The sequence below is a fragment of the Agriterribacter sp. genome (assembly GCF_035497235.1).
Lineage (GTDB): Bacteria > Bacteroidota > Bacteroidia > Chitinophagales > Chitinophagaceae > Agriterribacter.
Genome location: NZ_DATJEB010000031.1, coordinates 1 through 16843 on the forward strand (window position 1 = coordinate 1; position 16843 = coordinate 16843).

Below are 16843 nucleotides of genomic sequence, written 5' to 3' on the forward strand. Positions count from 1 at the left end.
AGAAGCTGTCTGAAGCATTAGAAAAGTGGACTCAGGATAGAAATGAAAACAAATGCACGATAGAGTGGAAATTCACCCGGCAGCATGCTGATAAAAAATTATCAAAACATTATGTTGCATAATTAAATTGTCATTACACTACTATGCTTGATCCTAAAAAGGAAGATAAAATTGCTGACCAGGTTTGGGCCAACCGCATACGAAGAGAAGTTTTGGAGCTGTGTGCAAACGACCTGAAAAAGATAAGCAATATGGAAAGTCATGCCGGGGAAACAATAACTCCTGTTACCGAAGAACAGGAAGGCATCATTAGTGAACAAAAATTTTGGATTGCGGTAAACAAAGCAGAAGCACATTTTGGATTGGGTGAGATGATGGAATACGAGCAAGCTGCTGCCGCTGCTGCATTGGTTAAACACGATGACTGGATGATGGAAAGCTTTACAAAGCAACTGCAAAAGCTCTCCGAAATGATGCATAAACAAGAAGCATTTGCATAAAACCATTGTATTCTTTATGCTTACTTTTTAATACCCGATCCTTACTTCACAATGGCTGTTATGCTGTTATCCCATAAATAAGCTTACCTTTAGAGGCAAACAAATTATACCCCGAAGCGAATATTCATTGGTTTCAACCATTTATCTCCATATATTCCCGTAGTATTTATTGTAATAAAAAAGCAAAACAGCATAACAATGGTATCACCAGCAGTAATCATCATCGCAGCAGTAATTATGTTCTTCTTCCTGGGAATAAAGATAGTAAGGCCAACGCACAGGGGTTTAATTGAAAGGCTCGGAAAATACAACAAGTTTGCCAATGCCGGCTTCCACTGGATCATTCCTTTTATTGACAAAATGTATATCGTAAATATAACAGAACAGATGGTAGACGCGCAGCCGCAGGAAATCATTACAAACGACAATCTGAATGCAAGCGTTGACGCGCAGGTGTATTTCAGGGTAGTTGAAGCCGAAGAAAGTGTAAAAAGCTCTCAGTACAACGTAAACAACTACAAACTGCAGATCGTTAATCTTGCCCGCACAACACTCCGGAACATTATAGGAACGCTTACCCTGAAATCGGCAAACAGCGAGAGGGGAAAGATCAACGCCGAACTGCATAACACCCTGCGCAACGAAACGGCAAGCTGGGGAATTATTATAGTACGAACCGAGTTAAAAGAAATAGATCCGCCTCGGGATGTGCAGGAAACGATGAATAAAGTAGTAAAGGCAGAAAATGAAAAAATAGCGGCAGTTGATTATGCTACCGCGGCAGAAACAGTAGCCGATGGTGTAAAGCGGGCTAAAATTAAAGAGGCGGAAGGCTATAAAAGAGCTAAAGTATTACACGCCGAAGGAGAAGCAGAAGCCATTATGCTGGTGAATGAAGCTGCCGACAAATATTTTACAGGAAACGCGCAACTCTTAAAAAAGTTAGAAACGCTGGAAGCATCGCTTAAAACGAATGCGAAAATCGTGATCCCCGCAGGAACGGAACTGGTTAATATTATTGGTGATATGGCCGGCATATTGCCCGTGCATTTAAGGAAAGAAGGAAACGGAGAAAGCAAAAATTTTCAGCTTACCGGTAACTCCGAATAAAAGCGGAAATCCCTGTTAACATGCAATAGCGAAAACACTAACCTGTACTGCTTTTACATCATGTAATCAACTGAAAAAGTAATCAACATGAAAAGAATAGCAATTAATGGTTTTGGCAGAATAGGAAGGGCTGCCCTCAAGGTAATGATGGAAACTCCTGAACTGGAAGTTGTAGCCATCAATGACCTGATGCATATTGATAATGCCGCCTATTTACTGAAGTACGACAGTGTATACGGTAAATATGAAAATAATATACACATAGCGGATCACCATTTATATGTGGGGAGTAAGAAAATACGCTTTCTTTCTCAAAAAGACCCGGCGCAGCTTCCATGGAAAAGCCTGGATATAGATGTGGTTATTGAAAGCACAGGATTATTTACCAACCGGGAGGATGCCGAAAAACACATTGCGGCAGGTGCAAAAACAGTAGTTATATCCGGCCCAACCAAAAGCAAAAACACCCCAACGGTATTGCATGGCGTAAATACCGAAGCCGGTAAGATGGCTGTGTTTTCATGCGCCAGTTGCACTACCAATAACATTGGCCCCATCATAGAAATCATAGACAGAAGAATAGGGATAAAAAAAGCCATCTTAAACACGGTTCATGCTTATACCGCATCCCAAGCCCTGGTAGATGCTCCTTCTAAACGCGAACCAAGAATGGGACGGGCCGCAGCAATAAACCTTGCCCCTGCCTCCACCGGCGCGGCAATAGCAACTATAAAAGCGCTACCCCGCTTAGAAGGAAAATTTGACGGGGTGGCCGTACGCACCCCGGTGCCGGTTGGTTCCATTTCAGACATAACCTTCGTGGCTGCCAGGAACACTTCTGCAGAGGAAATTAATGCTATCCTCACAGAAGAATCGAACAGCGCCAGGTACAAACAGGTACTCGCAGTTTCCAATGAACCGCTGGTTTCTACCGATATTATTAAAAGCACGTTTGCCGCAATTGCCGACCTGGAAATGACAAGGGTTGTAGATGGCGACCTGGTAAAAGTAATGGCCTGGTACGATAATGAATGGGGGTTCACCAACCAGATGATCCGCCAGATCCAATCACTATAAAACTGCAATTTTATTTTGCCGGGGAAGTTGCTACTGTTAACAGGAATACCGATTCCTGCAAGGCGGTTACGCTATGCGGCAAGCCTTTATGCAGCGCTATCATCCCCTCTTTTTTCAGTATTACCGATTCCTCATCCGTAGTAAAATTAATTTCTCCGTCAAAAACCTGTACGCTAATAATTCCCGCCGCGGTATGCTTTGCCATAACAGCGCCTTTGTGCAGGGCAACCAGTACCATTCTTAATCCATCGGTTTTATACACCGTTATGGCATTACGGTCGCTGTTAGTCCAGGCAGCTTCCGCTTTTATTTGCGTAATAAAATCAGGAATATTCATACGCACCAATGGCGCATCCAGTACCCTGCCACCTTCGGGCCTTAAACCCGTTGGCTCATTGTATTTCGCTTCCATAAGCATTATTTGAATTAAATCATAAATATAAGCTTTCCTGTAACAGCCCGTACCTGTTTCATAAATGCATTCCGTTTCAACCGGCAGTATTTTTAATATTGCTGTAAATCCGCAACAAAAAGCATTTCCGTTGTATAATTATTTTTTTTCGCAACCCGGCGCCGCCATTACATTATACCCGAATAATATCCACCCTGCCTGTGCATGACTTAATTACTATGCGTAATAAGTGTTAACTTTCAGTAAAACTACTCCTCTTTCCTGTACTCCATTTTTCAGAAAAATTAAAACAACAATAAAATGGACTCGATAGAACAGGCAGCCATTAATACCGTTCGCGTATTATCTGCCGATGCCGTACAAAAAGCCAATTCCGGCCATCCGGGTACCCCCATGGCGCTTGCACCCGCAGGCCATGTGCTTTGGGCGAAGAGCATGCAGTACAACCCGCAAAACCCGGAATGGGCCAACCGCGACCGGTTTATATTATCATGCGGCCATGCATGCATGTTACAATACAGTTTTTTGCATTTAACGGGTTACGCGCTTACGATGGACGATATCAAAAACTTCAGGCAGTTGCACAGTAAAACCGCAGGCCATCCCGAATACGGCTTATGCCCGGGTATTGAAGTTACGACTGGTCCGCTGGGACAGGGTTTTGCCAACGGCATAGGTATGGCCATCGCGGAACAATACCTTGCCGCACGATATAATAGACCGGGTTTCAACCTGTTTGATTACCACATATATGCCATTTGCAGCGATGGCGATATCATGGAAGGAGTGGCTTCAGAAGCGGCATCAGTTGCCGGACACCTGCAATTAGGACAGCTTATTTATTTGTATGATGACAATCGTATTACTATAGAAGGAGAAACGGCGCTGGCATTTAGTGAGGATGTAACTGAACGTTTTCAGGCCTATGGCTGGCACGTACAAGCTGTAGCAGACGGCAATGATATAGCGGCTATTACCACTGCCATTGAAAATGCAAAAAAAGAAAAGCAACGCCCTTCACTCATCAGGGTACATACCCATATTGGTTTTGGCAGTCCAAACAAAGTAGATACCGCTTCAGCGCATGGGGCGCCTTTAGGAAAGGAGGAATTAAGACTGGTAAAGGAGTTTTTTGGATTTGATCCCGACAAAAGCTTTATGGTGGCAGATGATGTATTGCGGTTTTACAGGGAAAAAGGAAAAGCAGGCGTACAGAAAGAAAATGACTGGAACACTTTATACCGGAAATATAAACAACAATACAGCGCCGAAGCTGCCGAATACGAATTGCTCAGCAGCGGTAAACTGCCCGAAGGATGGAACAATGATTTACCCGTTTTTAAGCCCGGTGAAAAAGGCATGGCTACCCGCAAGGCATCAGGCAAAATGCTGAATGCCATTGCCGATAAGCTCCCCCTGCTTATTGGAGGTTCCGCGGATCTTTCGCCCTCTACCGACACTCATTTAAACGCGTTTGAATCTTTCGGCAGCGAAAACCGCAGTGGCAGAAATTTCCACTTCGGCATCAGGGAACATGCCATGGGCGCTATTCTGAACGGCATGGCACTCACTAAGGGCATTATTCCCTATGGCGCTACTTTTCTCATCTTTTACGATTATATGCGGCCTCCTGTTCGCCTCGCGGCTATCATGAAAATAAGGCCTATATTTATTTACACACATGACAGCATCGGGCTGGGGGAAGACGGTACCACTCACCAGCCGGTAGAACAGCTCATTGGTTTAAGGTCCCTTCCCAATATGATGGTTATACGCCCGGCAGACGCCAACGAAACCGTGCAGGCCTGGCGCGTAGCGCTTGAACATACAGACGGCCCGGTTGCCATTATACTTACCCGCCAGGAAGTAGCGGTAATTGACCAGGAGAAATATGCCAGGGCCACCGCACTCGAAAAAGGCGCCTATATTTTATCTGATTGTGAAGGGGAACCACAACTTATTTTAATGGGAACGGGAAGCGAGGTGCAACTCCTGATAGAAGCGCAGCAACAATTGCTGCTGGAAAGCATTCGCGTACGTGTGGTGAGCTTTCCCTGCTGGGAACTATTTGACAAGCAACCTGCGGCGTACAAAGAAAAAGTACTTCCTGCGCATATCCGTACACGACTGGCAGTAGAAGCCGGCTCGCCGATAGGCTGGGGCAAATATGTAACCGATGACGGCGATGTGGTTGCTATTACACAATTCGGCGAATCTGCACCCGGAGCGGAAATTATGAAAGCATACGGCTTTTCCGTAAACAATATAACAGCAAAAGCAAAAGCACTTTTAAAAATTAAATAACTGATAAATTAAAATTACAGAATCATGAAAAAAGTATTAATCGCGCTCGACTATAGTACTACCGCGCCAAAAATTGCGGAAGCAGGCTATGCCATGGCCAAATCCATGAATGCCGCTGCCACTTTGCTGCACGTAACAACAGACGCCATCTATTACGCCTCCCGCAGCTATTCGCCGGTATTGGGATTCGACACTTTCAGTGATTTGGATATTCTTGAAACAACACCCGTGGAGGAAATAAAAAAAGCCGCGCAGGATTATCTCGGTCAGTTGAAGCAGCACCTGGGCGATGAAACCATACAAACTGTAGTAGAAGAAGGCGATAGCGGCGACTGTATACTGGAAGTGGCAGCCGCCATTAATGCAGACATTATTGTTATGGGAACGCACAGCAGGCGGGGAATAAATAAAATAATGATAGGAAGCGTGGCAGAAAAAGTACTGCGGCACAGTACCATACCTTTGTTTATTATTCCTACTAAAATATTCGAAGCGCAATAAAATCAACCCCCATTTTAAATTTTTTTTATGGCAGATTATCCAAACGAAGAGCATATTGTAAAAATATTAGAATGCGAACTGGTTACGCATAACGTAAAACGGTTTAAGCTGAGTAAGCCTGATCATTATATATTTCAGCCGGGGCAGGCAACCGATATCGTTATCAATCATCCGGACTGGAAAGCGGAAAGAAGGCCCTTTACCTTTACCGGTTTGAACGATTGGGATCACTTGGAATTTACGATCAAGATATATGATGATCACAATGGCGTTACCCATACATTAGGAACATTAAAAGCCGGCGATGAGCTGATCGTCCATGATATATGGGGTGCCATTCACTATAAAGGAGAAGGCACCTTTATTGCCGGCGGCGCAGGCGTTACGCCCTTTATCGCTATTTTAAGACAATTACAAAAGGATAATGCGCTGGGCGGGAATCAACTGATTTTTTCCAACAGAACGGAAAAAGATATTATTCTTAAAGACGAGTTTGAGAAAATGCTGGGGAATAACTTTATTAATACGCTTACAGGAGAAAAAAACGGGCAATATGATAACAGGAAAATAGATACCGCTTATCTCCGGGAGAAAATAAAGAACCTGTCGCAATATTTTTATATCTGCGGTCCCGATGCCATGGTAGAAAATATGGCGAAAAGCCTGGAAGAGCTGGGAGCAGATAAAAGCAAAATCGTTATTGAGGAATTTTAGTTTACACAAAACAACGAATATGAAAAGTGAACATTTGTATGCTGCGTCAACGCGGGAAAATGGTGAAAAAAGAGCAGCGCTCGCTCCTGAAATAATAGAAAGCTGGCGGAACTTCAGCAAAACCGTTTTTAAAGCAGGCGCTTTACCGGAAAAAACAAAACAACTGATTGCCGTAGCGGTAGCGCATGTAACCCAATGTCCCTATTGCATTCACTCGCATACAGCGCAGGCCATGCGAAAGGGAGCAAGTAAAGAAGAGATCATGGAAGCCGTGTGGGTAGCCGCTGAAATGCGGGCCGGGGCTACTTATGCACACTCCGCCCTGGCTATGGATGAAATGGAAGCCGCAGAAAAAGTATGAAAAGCGACAGGTACTATATGCAGCGCTGCGGGGTATTGGCCAATGCCGCCGCTGCAAAGGGTGAATCGCCGGTTGGAGCTGTTATTGTAAAAGATGATACACTGATAAGTGAAGCAATGGAAGCGGGTAAAAGCAAAAATGATATTACCTGTCACGCCGAAATAGAAGCCATAAGATCTGCCGTAGCAAAGCTGAAAACAAATGACTTGTCTGATTGTACCCTGTTTACCACACACGAGCCCTGCCTGATGTGTTCGTATGCCATACGGTTTCATAAAATAAAAAAGCTGGTATATCAAAATACAGTAAAATACCTGGGAGGCATTAGTTCTTCCATGCCGCTGCTTACAACAAATGAAGTGCCGCCGCACTGGGGCAAAGCGCCTGAAATTGTGCATCTGACTTAATAAGCAGCAACAACCGATGCCGTAATGGAAAGCAGTAAGCCCCTGCATTTGCGATATTGGTAAATATTATTCACCTGCGGGTTACCGGTATAAATAGCATGTACCTTTGCCAGGGTATTTGCTTCAACACTTTTCATACCAAAAGAATGGAACATGCTGAAAATACAGACGCTTTATTTCATTTGCCTTTTTTTTCTGTAATCATCACATCGTACAACAGGGCAAATCTTTTAAAGCGGGCCCTGCATTCTTTGATCACTCAAACGGAAAAAGACTGGGAAGCTATTGTTGTTGACGATGGCAGCACAGACGACACCTGCGCCCAGATTACGCCTTACCTGCAGTTAAACCATAAAATAACTTATACCAGGCAGGTAAGCAAAGGCTGTGTGGCATCGAAGAACTCGGGAATTTTATTATCAACCGGGAGGTATATTACCTTTTTAGATTCGGACGATGAGTTTAGCCCGGATCACCTTGCAACAAGAAAAGCCATTCTTATTAAAAATCCTGCAGTTGATTTTTTACATGGCGGTGTAAAAGTAATTGGAAGCCCTTATGTACCCGACAGATTCGATTATGAAAAAATGATTCACCTGCGCAACTGCGCCATTGGCGGTACTTTCTTCATTAAAAGGAACCTGGCATATTTGATGAAAGGATTCTCCGCTATATCTTTAGGGCATGATGCCGATTTCTTAGACAGGGTCATTCAGTCGGGCGCAACCGTAATGAAAACCGAACAGCCTACTTATATCTATCACCGCGAAACGCAAAATTCCATTACCAATAACCTAACGGCAAACAGGGGAATAGTATAGCATACACCGGTTGTTTTGATTAAACCATATGAAAAAAGAAGATAAATGCATCTGGACCATCGGGCATTCCACTCATCCTTTTGAGGAGTTTACAGCCATGTTACAATCCTTCCGGATTGAACTGGTAGCGGATATCAGGAGCTTCCCCGGGTCGCGTAAGTTTCCCCAATTCAATAAAGAAACATTACAAATTACTTTGCCTCAAAATCATATTCAATATATACATTTAAAGGAGCTTGGCGGAAGAAGAAAAGTGAATGCGGGCTCTAAAAATACAGCATGGAAACATCCCGCCTTCCGGGGCTACGCCGATTATATGGAAACAGATACCTTTAAAAATGGGATAATGACCCTCGAAAAAATAGCGGCGCAACAACGTACGGCGTATATGTGCTCGGAAGCCGTATGGTGGCGATGTCACCGGAGCATGGTTTCCGACTATCTTAAAGCAGGAGGATGGAAAGTATGGCATATTATGGGTATTGAAAAAGCCGAAGAACATCCGTATACCACCCCTGCAACAATTGTACATGGAGCGCTGAGCTATGGGAAAGGTGAATCGTGAGTAGTGAATAGTGAATAGTGAGACGTGAAAGTTTGAGAGGTAAAGGTACAAGTTTCAGGTTACAAGGAAGGCTGAAAGATAGAATAAGTCGTACTACGTTCATCATTAGTAATCCTTAACTCACCGAAGGCTGACGACTCTTTATTTCGGATTTAGAAAACATACCGACCCTCTTATGAACTAACTTTGCACTGAATTTTTTTATATGCATTTGCAATGGATACGCTTTTAGAAAAAATACTACGCTGTGAAGTTTGTAAAAATCATTTACCGTTAGGCCCTCGCCCGGTTGTTCAGTTGAGTAAGCAGTCAAAAATAGTTATTATTGGTCAGGCGCCCGGCAGGCGCGTTTATGAAACAGGCATTCCCTGGAATGATGCAAGCGGTAAAAAATTAAGGAGATGGATGGGCGTGGATGAAGCTACTTTTTATGACCCCAAGGTTTTTTCCATAATGCCTATGGGCTTTTGCTACCCCGGAAAAGCTATTTCGGGCGATCTGCCTCCAAGACCGGAATGCGCGCCGCTCTGGCATCCGCAGATTTTACAAAATTTCAAAAGCAATCCGCTTCTGTTACTGATAGGACAATATGCCCAGCGCTATTATTTAAAAAAGGATGGCAAAGCCAATCTTACGGAAACGGTAAGATGCTATAAGGAATATCTTCCCTGCTATTTTCCCCTGCCTCACCCCTCTCCCCGCAATCAAAACTGGGTTACCATAAATTCGTGGTTCATGGAAAAAACTGTTCCCGAATTACAGGAGCGCATAAGGTTAGCTATTGGCGGATCCAAGCCAACCTGACAATAGCAACCGGTTTACAAAATTCCGCATTATCCTTACCATCATCTTACACTTTAAAATATTGAAAATGCCTGCAACAAATACCATTCAACCCAACAAAGGCAGCACGCTAAAGCAACTGCATCATAACGGCAAGCTATTGGTGCTTCCGAATATATGGGACCCTTTAGGCGCGAAACTGTTAGAAAGTATCGGATACCCCGCTATTGCCACTGCAAGCGCTTCTATCGCTTTCAGCCATGGCTACCCGGATGGCGAAAAGATTCCTTTTAATGATCTGCCGGCTATCTTACAAAAAATAGTAAATGCGGTAACCGTTCCCGTTACGGCAGATATTGAAAGCGGCTATGCAAAAGACAATCGTACACTCTCTGAAAATATGAAGCGGCTTCTGGATACCGGTATTGCGGGTATTAATATAGAAGACACCCAGCACGACAATCACAGCCTTCGTACAGCAGAATCCCAGAGTGAGCGGATTGATTGTATCAGGCAAACCGCATCAGCTATGGGGATACCACTTTTCATTAATGCCAGAACGGATGTATATCTTAACACAAACCATTTGTCGGCCGAAGAAAAGCTGGCAGAAACTATCCGCAGGGGAAAAGCTTATAAAGACGCGGGAGCTGATGGATTCTATCCTATCTTCCTGAAGGCTAAAGCAGATATGGAAGCCGTTATTCAGGCAGTTGCACTGCCGGTAAATATTTTATTGCTTCCCGGAATCCCCGATGCTGAAACATTACAGCAAACAGGCGTAGCCCGGCTGAGTCTTGGTCCTGGGTTTTTAAAAACCGCTATCAGCGCTATGAAAAATACCGCGGAAAAATTATTGCACTATGAAGGAATGGAGGAAGTGAAGGAGAACCCTGTTACTACCGCTTATGTAAATAGTTTAACCGTGCGTGAAATGCTTCGGGATAAACTATGACAACAGAATTGCTTCGTTCAGCACTTAACTTAAAGATCGGCTATAGTACTGCTATCGGGTATTACTATAGCTGAAGCCACAGTAGTACAGGAGCTTAATCAGGGCTCCTCCCCGAAATCGGGCTGTATATTGATTTCGGGTGGCTTTTTTGGTTACTTTTTTTCCACAAAAAAAGTGACAAAATAGATGCTTCCTGCGTCAGTATTACAAATTATATTAGTATGGCTGAACTTTAGCAGTACAGCCGAATAAGACGCCCCGATTGATATTTCTATCAATCACTGAGATTGTATAACGTATAAAATAAATGATAACACATGAAAAGAATAAACATTACAAAAACAGAACCTAATGCCTACAAGGGTATGCTTGCGCTGGAACAATATATCAGGAACTCCCAAATTGCACCCCTGCTCCGGGAACTGATAAAAATAAGCGCCTCACAAATTAACGGCTGTGCTTATTGTATTGATATGCATACACAGGAAGCGTTGAAGATTGGCGAAACCCAGCGAAGGATTTTCGCCTTACCGGCATGGAAAGAATCTCCATTGTTTACTGCAGAAGAAAAGCGGTATTGCAACTAACGGAGGAGGTTACCCTCATTGCAAAAGGCGGAGTAAGCGATGAAACGTATAATAAGGTTTTAGCATTTTATGGAGAAAATGTGCTTGCCCAGATTATCATGCAGATCATTATCATTAATTCATGGAACAGGATAGCCGTTTCAACGCACCAGGTTTTCGGAGCGGAATGATTCGGTATCTTTAAACTAAACACTTTATCTGATGGCACTAATTATTACTGCTGTTGAAACAAGGGACATCAGGTTTCCCACCAGCAAAACCTTAGACGGGTCGGACGCGATGAACCCCGATCCGGACTACTCCGCAGCCTATGTAATACTTAAAACCAGCGACCCTTCTCTTGAAGGTCACGGACTAACCTTTACTTTGGGGCGGGGAAACGAATTATGCGTTGCTGCTATTCAATCCCTGTCTTATTTAATAACAGGAAAATCGCTTGATGCTATAACGTTGGACATGGCAGGCTTTTGGCGGATGATAACCGGCGACAGCCAGTTAAGATGGTTAGGGCCCGAAAAAGGAGTAATTCATATGGCAACCGGTGCACTGGTTAACGCAGTGTGGGACCTGTATGCAAAAGCCGAAAAGAAACCTTTATGGAAGCTTCTCGCAGATATGACTCCCGAACAGTTGGTTGCCTGTATTGATTTCACCTATATCACAGATGTAATTACGCCTGCTGAAGCTGCTGACATGCTTGGTAAATGGAAAGACAGCAAACAGGAACGAATAGATTTTTTGCTTACAAACGGTTACCCGGCGTATACCACTTCAGCAGGCTGGCTGGGATATTCTGAAGAAAAGATCCGCCATTTAAGCCGGCAGGCAAAAAGTGAGGGCTGGACGCATTTAAAGATGAAAGTGGGTGCAAATATCAACGATGATATCCGGAGAGCGCAAATTATAAGAGAAGAAATTGGAAATGATATAAAGCTCATGATGGATGCCAACCAAAAGTGGGATGTAAATGAAGCCATTCAGCATATGAAGCTCCTGTCTGCATTTAATCCGTGGTGGATTGAAGAGCCAACAAGTCCTGATGATATTTTAGGCCACCTGGCTATCCGTAAAGCTGTTTCACCCATTAAAGTAGCCACAGGTGAGCATTGCCAGAACAAAGTAATGTTCAAACAGTTTTTGCAAAGCGGCGCTATGGACATTTGCCAGATTGACAGTTGCCGGGTAGGGGGAGTAAACGAAGTACTGAGCATTATGCTGATGGCGGCTAAGTTTGATATTCCTGTATGCCCGCATGCAGGAGGCGTAGGCCTGTGCGAATACGTGCAGCACCTGTCTATGATAGACTATATTGCTATCAGCGGGTCTTTAAATAACCGTATCACTGAATATGTTGATCACCTGCATGAACACTTCCTGCATCCTGTTGTTATTAAAAACGGCAACTATATGCCCCCGTTAGCGCCGGGGTACAGTATTACGATGAAAAACAGCTCAATAGCGGAATATTCCTATCCATCAGGTAAGATGCGGAACCCCTACTTTACAAGGTGATTCGGAAAATCACTTACTTTTTTGCAGCATATTTGTTCCATAACCTGCTGTAATTGCACCTTCAGAATTGATATAGTATGGTTGCCACCTTCTTTGCCCAATGCGGATACACCATACATAAAAGATCGGCCGAGGAATGTAAACTGAGCGCCGGATGCAAGTGCTCTTGCAATGTCGGGGCCTGATCTTAATCCGCTGTCCATCATCACTTTTATTTTATCGCCGTATTTAGCAGCGATGGATGTAAGTGGTTTTATGGTTGACTGACCGGCATCTAATTGCCTGCCTCCATGATTGGATACAATAATGCCATCAACGCCCAGTCCTATGGCTCTTTCTGTATCGGCTTCGCTGGCTATCCCTTTTATAACAAGTTTTCCCTTCCACATATCGCGGATAGGTTTTATTTTTTCTTCATTGAGCCTGCCGGAAAAAGTTTGATCCATAAATTCACCCAACTTTCTTAAATTGAGTCCTTTGGGCATATAGGGTTCCAGAATTTCAAAAGAAGGCTGTCCGTTAATAAGTGTTTTGATTGCCCATTCCGGCTTGCCCATAATTTGAAGCATATTAGTGAGCGACATTTTAGGAGGCATGGCCAAGCCGTTCCTGATATCTCTTGGACGGTATCCAAAAGTGGGCACATCGCTTAATATTACAAGAACGGGGTATTGGGCAGCAGCAACTCTTTCTATGATTTTGTCTCTGAGGCTATTTTCGGCAGGATGATACAATTGAAACCAGGCCTGGCCGTTGGTAATCTCACCAATTTTTTCTATGCTGCTCGTAGATACTGTACTTAATACAAAAGGTATGTTGTGCTCAAAGGCAGCCTTGGCCAGTATTTCAGGGGCTTTAGGCCACATCAGGCCCTGCAACCCTACCGGAGCAATCCCAAAAGGCGCATCGTAGGTATGACCGAATAATTCGGTGCGCATATCAGAACCCTTATGCACACTAAGATAGTGCGGAAGGAGCTCCACTTCACGAATTTCTTCCGTATTCCTGTGCAGGTTTACATCTTCGTTACAGCCGCCGTCTAAATATTCAAACGCAAATTTCGGTATCTTTCTTTTTGCTTTTTCTCTTAAATCATCTATAGAAGGATAATTAGGGTTAAACTTAAGCTTCATTGTTTTATATCTTGTATGTATGTAGAATGAATGTTGGTGTAAAATTAGTTAACTCTCTTCACAATGAACGGATTTCATACCATGTACGGTTATCGGGAACAATAAAGTAGAGAAAGTTATCGGTTCTTTGCCGCTCCTGCCATGTTTCTTGTCTTCACGAAACGTTTACCCCTGCCGAGCCTGCCCGCTACGGTGGGATCGAGGCATTTGCAGAGATTAGAGCGAAGATAGATTCCTCCCTGCCTGCCCCGTCCAAATGGTTCATCCGGGCAGACGGCAGGCAAACTGCATTCTACAGCTGGCTGAAAAGGAAAAATACCACGAAATAAGTCATCGCCAACAGCATGAAAGTAGTAATTGATACCAACTGTTTGCTTAGCTGTATCGGCAAAAGATCCCCTTAATTTATTTCCCCCATTAAATATTTTGAAGTTAGAAGAATTCAGTTCCTTTTGGAATAGATAAATGATGGTTAGGTAGATTTTATGTGGCTATTGAATTTCCCGATGTAGTTTGTGTCTGCACGAAATACTTAATCAAACTCAAGATCGAAGCATCTGCAATGGTTAAAGCGAAGATAGATGCTTCTTCCGCTTTAAGGCGGAATCAGCATGACAAGCAGTAGTAGTGAATTTGAGCTTTTGAAATAAAGCCCAACAAAGAATTGCTCTCCTCTCCTACTTCAACAATCCGCTGAGCGGATAGGTTTTACCTGCAACGGTTTGCAGACTTATTTCTGCATTACCATATTTTACTTTACAGTCACCGCCTTTTTTGGAAAGCAGCACGGCATCCATCAGTTTTCCATCCTTCCATTTCATATGCAGTTCAAAGCCGCCCCTTGCACACAAACCTTTTACTTCACCATCTTTCCAGGAAGCAGGAAGAGCGGGTAATAATTCAATAAAATCTTCATGGCTCTGCAATAACATTTCGGCAATGCCGGCGGTAGCGCCAAAGTTGCCATCAATCTGGAATGGCGGATGGGCGCAGAATAAATTATTGTAAGTACCACCGCTGTTGGTCATTTCCACGCCGCTTGAATGTACAGGATTCAATAAACGATTAAGCAGTTTAAGCGCATGATCGCCATCGTGTAGTCTTGTCCAGAAGCTCACTTTCATGGCCAGTGACCAGCCGGTTCCCCCATCGCCTCTTAGTTCCAGCGATTTGCGTGCCGCCTGCGCCAATGCAGGTGTTTTATAATAAGATACCTGGTGACCGGGATATAAAGCAAACAAATGAGATACATGCCTGTGCTGTGGTTCCACTTCTTTAAATTCCTGCGCCCATTCCATTAACCTTCCATCGGAACCAATAGCAGGAGAAGGAAGCGCCTGTATAGCAGAGCGTATTTTATCAATCGTTTCATTCTTTATTCCCAAAACTTCAGCCGCATCTAATGTGTTGGCAAATAAATCGTGGATCACCTGGTGATCATGCGATGGCCCCATGCTGATGCTTGCCTGGCTGCCATCGGGCGCTATAAAATTATTTTCGGGCGAAGCCGCGGGACCAGATACTAATTTCCCCGACACAGGATCTTTTACTAACCAGTCAAGGTAAAATGCCGCAGCGGATTGTAATATGGGAAATACTTTTTTCAGATAGTCCTGATCTTTTGTAAATGCATAATGCTCCCACAAGTGCTGGTTCATCCATGCACTGGCGCCAACATGCAATCCCCAACTGGGATGCTCACCCGGCGCTGTAAAGCCCCATACATTGGTAATAGGATGCATTACCCAGCCGCCGGCATGATAATGCGTTTGAGCGGTTTTTGTTCCGGGTGCCTGCAGCGATGCAATGAGTTCTGTTAATTGCAGGTGGCTTTCTGAAAGATTGGTTACTTCAGCCGGCCAATAATTCATTTGCACATTTACATCGGTATGATAATCGCAGTTCCAGGGCGTTTGTATTTTATTGGCCCATATACCCTGCAGGTTAGCAGGGAGACTGCCCTGGCGCGAGGAAGACAATAATAAATACCTGCCGTACTGAAAATACAAAGCATATAACTCCTGTTCGTTTTGTGTTTGTTTATTCTTTTGCAGAAGTTCATCTGTAGGCAATACATTTTTATTGCTGCCCAACTGAAGCGATACTCTTTTCATATAGGAAGAAAAGTCGGCAATATGCTCCCTGCGCAGTGTGGCATAGGACTTGCTGACAGCGGCTGCGGTAAGCTGTTCCAGTTCTGTTTCATAACTGTTATTGGTATAATCCGGGTAATCCAAACGGTAATTCGTGGCCGAAGTTATAATCAATGTAACTTCCGTTGCGTTCTTTATTACCAGCTTGTTACCTGCTGTTTGTATGCTACCCCCTTTCAATACCGGTGTTACCACCACTTTGTATTTCATGCCTTCGCCACCGGCGCCATTGTTCATGGCGCCCGTCATCAGCAGCGTATTTTGCTGCGCCACGGTAGTAAATCTTTCCGGCCGGTTGATATCCAGTGTAAAAGAAAGGGCTTTGGCTTTTGATGCAGATAAATGAACGATCAAAGCCTTTGCGGGATAGCTGGCAAATATTTCTCTTTTGAACTGAATCCCGTCCTGGTCGTACTTTACAGCGGCGATACCATTGATAATATCAAGGTCGCGGTAATAGTTTTTGTATGATGCTTTTTTACCAAAATCAATCCACAGATCGCCGAGGGTTTGGAAACAACCAAAAGGTACTGTTGAGCCGTTGCCGTTACCCGACCCTGCTCCCTTGCATACCTGAGTTTTATTGGTGAGTGCAGTAGCCTCCTTATACTTTCCTGCAAATAGTAAGTTCCTTATTTCCTGCAAGGAAGCAAATGCATTGGGATTATCATTATCAGCCACGCTCCCGCTCCACAATGTTTTATCGTTCAATTGCAGTCTTTCTTTATTCACATCCCCAAACACCATAGCCCCAATAAAGCCATTGCCCACCGGCAGGGCTTTCAACCATTCCTCATCGTTCTTCCAGCCATCATCCACATCCTTAACCGATGCATCGGCCGGTGCGGTATACCACAGTTTAAGGTTTTGCTGCTGCTGTGCAAAAGTGATCGTTCCCATTAAAAAGAAAATACCAAAAACAATTGTTTTTTTCATGCCGTATATTTT

At 43.9% G+C, this 16843-nt stretch carries 19 protein-coding genes; 15 read left to right on the plus strand and 4 right to left on the minus strand.

The genetic code is table 11. The features are described from left to right. The first annotated feature begins 143 nt into the window (after nucleotides 1-143). The 3 genes from VL121_RS08375 (at nucleotide 144) to VL121_RS08385 (ending at nucleotide 2687) form a co-directional block, all read left to right on the plus strand. Nucleotides 144-500, plus strand: coding sequence for a hypothetical protein (locus tag VL121_RS08375; RefSeq protein ID WP_325404129.1), 357 nt, complete (start codon nucleotides 144-146; stop codon nucleotides 498-500). Between the two features lie 198 nt (nucleotides 501-698). After that, nucleotides 699-1610, plus strand: a complete 912-nt coding sequence (locus VL121_RS08380) for an SPFH domain-containing protein (protein WP_325404131.1) — start codon at nucleotides 699-701, stop codon at nucleotides 1608-1610. Nucleotides 1611-1697: 87 nt separating this feature from the next. Next, the gene (locus VL121_RS08385) at nucleotides 1698-2687 is read left to right on the plus strand and encodes a type I glyceraldehyde-3-phosphate dehydrogenase (RefSeq protein ID WP_325404133.1); all 990 of its coding nucleotides are present in this window, start codon (nucleotides 1698-1700) and stop codon (nucleotides 2685-2687) included. A gap of 10 nt (nucleotides 2688-2697) precedes the next feature. Here VL121_RS08385 and VL121_RS08390 read toward each other — a convergent pair whose 3' ends face one another. Continuing rightward, on the minus strand, nucleotides 2698-3099 hold the full coding sequence (locus VL121_RS08390) for a cupin domain-containing protein (protein WP_325404135.1): 402 nt from the start codon (nucleotides 3097-3099) through the stop codon (nucleotides 2698-2700). A gap of 300 nt (nucleotides 3100-3399) precedes the next feature. Between VL121_RS08390 and tkt the strand changes: the two genes are divergently transcribed. Genes tkt through VL121_RS08415 form a run of 5 tightly spaced genes read left to right on the plus strand, consistent with a single transcriptional unit; the run spans nucleotide 3400 to nucleotide 7386 of the window. Further along, nucleotides 3400-5403 (plus strand): transketolase, encoded by a 2004-nt coding sequence (gene tkt, locus VL121_RS08395; protein ID WP_325404137.1) that lies wholly within the window; start codon nucleotides 3400-3402, stop codon nucleotides 5401-5403. Between the two features lie 24 nt (nucleotides 5404-5427). Then, nucleotides 5428-5904 carry a universal stress protein gene (locus VL121_RS08400; RefSeq protein ID WP_325404139.1) on the plus strand — a complete coding sequence of 159 codons (477 nt, stop codon included), beginning with the start codon at nucleotides 5428-5430 and terminating at the stop codon, nucleotides 5902-5904. Between the two features lie 27 nt (nucleotides 5905-5931). Next, complete coding sequence (locus VL121_RS08405; RefSeq protein WP_325404141.1) at nucleotides 5932-6618, plus strand: ferredoxin reductase domain-containing protein; 687 nt, start codon at nucleotides 5932-5934, stop codon at nucleotides 6616-6618. Between the two features lie 19 nt (nucleotides 6619-6637). Then, nucleotides 6638-6979, plus strand: a complete 342-nt coding sequence (locus tag VL121_RS08410) for a carboxymuconolactone decarboxylase family protein (protein ID WP_325404143.1) — start codon at nucleotides 6638-6640, stop codon at nucleotides 6977-6979. Then, a complete protein-coding gene (locus VL121_RS08415; protein ID WP_325404145.1) occupies nucleotides 6976-7386 on the plus strand; it encodes a nucleoside deaminase in 411 nt (136 codons plus the stop codon). Before VL121_RS08410 ends, VL121_RS08415 begins: the two co-directional genes overlap by 4 nt. Here the strand turns inward: VL121_RS08415 and VL121_RS08420 are convergent. Then, complete coding sequence (locus VL121_RS08420; RefSeq protein WP_325404147.1) at nucleotides 7383-7523, minus strand: hypothetical protein; 141 nt, start codon at nucleotides 7521-7523, stop codon at nucleotides 7383-7385. The genes VL121_RS08415 and VL121_RS08420 overlap by 4 nt on opposite strands. A gap of 9 nt (nucleotides 7524-7532) precedes the next feature. Here VL121_RS08420 and VL121_RS08425 point away from each other — a divergent pair, with 9 nt between their 5' ends. From VL121_RS08425 to VL121_RS08455, 7 genes are all read left to right on the plus strand, one after another. After that, nucleotides 7533-8207: a glycosyltransferase family 2 protein gene (locus VL121_RS08425; RefSeq protein ID WP_325404149.1), complete on the plus strand. Its 675-nt coding sequence runs from the start codon at nucleotides 7533-7535 to the stop codon at nucleotides 8205-8207. Nucleotides 8208-8235: 28 nt separating this feature from the next. Further along, nucleotides 8236-8772, plus strand: coding sequence for a DUF488 domain-containing protein (locus VL121_RS08430; protein WP_325404151.1), 537 nt, complete (start codon nucleotides 8236-8238; stop codon nucleotides 8770-8772). A 216-nt stretch (nucleotides 8773-8988) separates the two neighbouring features. Further along, on the plus strand, nucleotides 8989-9576 hold the full coding sequence (locus VL121_RS08435; protein ID WP_325404153.1) for a uracil-DNA glycosylase family protein: 588 nt from the start codon (nucleotides 8989-8991) through the stop codon (nucleotides 9574-9576). 67 nt (nucleotides 9577-9643) lie between these two features. After that, the gene (locus VL121_RS08440) at nucleotides 9644-10510 is read left to right on the plus strand and encodes an isocitrate lyase/PEP mutase family protein (protein WP_325404155.1); all 867 of its coding nucleotides are present in this window, start codon (nucleotides 9644-9646) and stop codon (nucleotides 10508-10510) included. A 317-nt stretch (nucleotides 10511-10827) separates the two neighbouring features. Next, complete coding sequence (locus tag VL121_RS08445) at nucleotides 10828-11097, plus strand: carboxymuconolactone decarboxylase family protein (RefSeq protein ID WP_325404157.1); 270 nt, start codon at nucleotides 10828-10830, stop codon at nucleotides 11095-11097. Then, entirely contained in the window at nucleotides 11088-11267 is a 180-nt protein-coding gene (locus tag VL121_RS08450; protein ID WP_325404159.1) for a carboxymuconolactone decarboxylase family protein, read from the plus strand. Before VL121_RS08445 ends, VL121_RS08450 begins: the two co-directional genes overlap by 10 nt. A gap of 31 nt (nucleotides 11268-11298) precedes the next feature. Next, the gene (locus VL121_RS08455; RefSeq protein WP_325404161.1) at nucleotides 11299-12609 is read left to right on the plus strand and encodes an L-fuconate dehydratase; all 1311 of its coding nucleotides are present in this window, start codon (nucleotides 11299-11301) and stop codon (nucleotides 12607-12609) included. Here the strand turns inward: VL121_RS08455 and VL121_RS08460 are convergent. Continuing rightward, nucleotides 12594-13742, minus strand: a complete 1149-nt coding sequence (locus tag VL121_RS08460; protein WP_325404163.1) for an alpha-hydroxy acid oxidase — start codon at nucleotides 13740-13742, stop codon at nucleotides 12594-12596. The two genes, VL121_RS08455 and VL121_RS08460, sit on opposite strands and share 16 nt — an antisense overlap. 677 nt (nucleotides 13743-14419) lie before the next feature. Further along, nucleotides 14420-16831 carry a glycoside hydrolase family 95 protein gene (locus VL121_RS08465; protein ID WP_325404165.1) on the minus strand — a complete coding sequence of 804 codons (2412 nt, stop codon included), beginning with the start codon at nucleotides 16829-16831 and terminating at the stop codon, nucleotides 14420-14422. Nucleotides 16832-16843 lie beyond the last annotated feature (12 nt).